The 678-nt window shown below is 43.1% G+C and carries 1 pseudogene; it reads right to left on the reverse strand.

Annotation, left to right across the window (positions count from 1 at the left end):
- Positions 1–307 precede the first annotated feature (307 nt).
- Positions 308–678, reverse strand: a pseudogene (locus A3729_RS03475) (ammonium transporter); the annotation flags it as partial.

Here is a 678-nt window from a genome sequence, read left to right on the forward strand (position 1 = left end):
GCGTGGCAATTTTTACAGCTCTGCTGATAAATACGCTGTAAGTCCTTAGGCAACGACTGGGCTGACCATGAGATGTTTTTAAAACCCTCGGGCGAGTCACTGCTGCAAGCAGTCATATTGATGCTTAGGAATAATAATACTAGAAAGGTGATCTTGAGATGGGTCATGCTTGCCTCCTGTTATATTTGCTCAGGCATGGAGAGTGCTCATGCTAGGCTATAGAAAAGGAGGATAACACAAAACATGAATAATATTCATGTTTTGTGTTTGGCTTTGATTAAAGTGTGATCAAATGCCGTTTGGGCCTTTAGAGATTGTAGCCAGTTTCTTCATGGTCAACGACATCAAGGCCTTGAACTTCTTCTTCATCTGTCGTGCGTAAAGGTGTAAAGATTGCGACGAGTTTAAGTATGATCCAGGTAACAACAGCTGTATAAACAATGGTAGAGATTACACCAACGGCTTGAACGCTAAGCTGGCCAGCCATTGACTCGATTCCGTCTGCAAAACCGTAACCACTGAAAACGCCAAGGCTTGTTGCAGAGAAGATACCAGCAAACAAAGTACCGATAATGCCGCCAACGCCGTGAACCGGGAATACATCTAATGAATCATCAATTTTCAACACGCGTTTTACGTACTGAACTGCGTAAAAGCATGTTATGCTCGCCATAATAC

The organism is Oleiphilus sp. HI0043 (genome assembly GCF_001634935.1).